Source organism: Clostridium arbusti SL206 (assembly GCF_000246895.1).
Taxonomy (GTDB): domain Bacteria; phylum Bacillota; class Clostridia; order Clostridiales; family Clostridiaceae; genus Clostridium_I; species Clostridium_I arbusti.
The window spans coordinates 1-522 of the sequence record NZ_BAEV01000208.1 but is presented as its reverse complement, the minus strand read 5'-3'; the positions used below and the strand labels follow the sequence as shown (position 1 = coordinate 522).

At 37.0% G+C, this 522-nt stretch carries 1 protein-coding gene; it reads right to left on the bottom strand.

Annotation, left to right across the window (positions count from 1 at the left end; genetic code table 11):
• The coding region (locus tag RH99_RS18075; RefSeq protein WP_010241874.1) for an Ig-like domain-containing protein at positions 1–522 on the bottom strand (522 nt) is incomplete at both ends.

Genomic DNA, 522 nt, shown 5'->3' with positions numbered 1-522 from the left:
ATATTTAGCCGTATTTTTGCCATCCACTGTAGCTACTGTAATAGTTGCTGTTCCCTTTCCTACTGCTCTTACCACTCCATTAGATACCGTTGCTACTTTCCCATTGGAAGTGCTCCATGTAACACCTTTATTTGTAGCATTACTCGGTGCCACTTTTGCTACTAATGTATCTTTTCCTCCTATTGTCAATGTATTCTTGGTCTTATTCAAACTAATGAATTTTACCTTTATTATTGGCTTTGCTTGTACTACTGGATTAACAGCAACACTATAGCTTGCTGTCTTTTTATTATCCACTGTAGTTACTTTAATGGTTGCAGTTCCCTTTCCAACTGCTGTTACCACCCCATTGGATACTGTTGCTACTTTCCCATTGGAGGTGCTCCATGTAACTCCTTTATTTGTGGCGTTACTTGGTGCTACTGTTGCTATTAGTGTGTCTTTTCCTCCTATTGTAAGAGTATTTTTTGTCTTATTTAATTTTACTGAAGTAACTCTTACTATTGGATTTACAGTTACTAT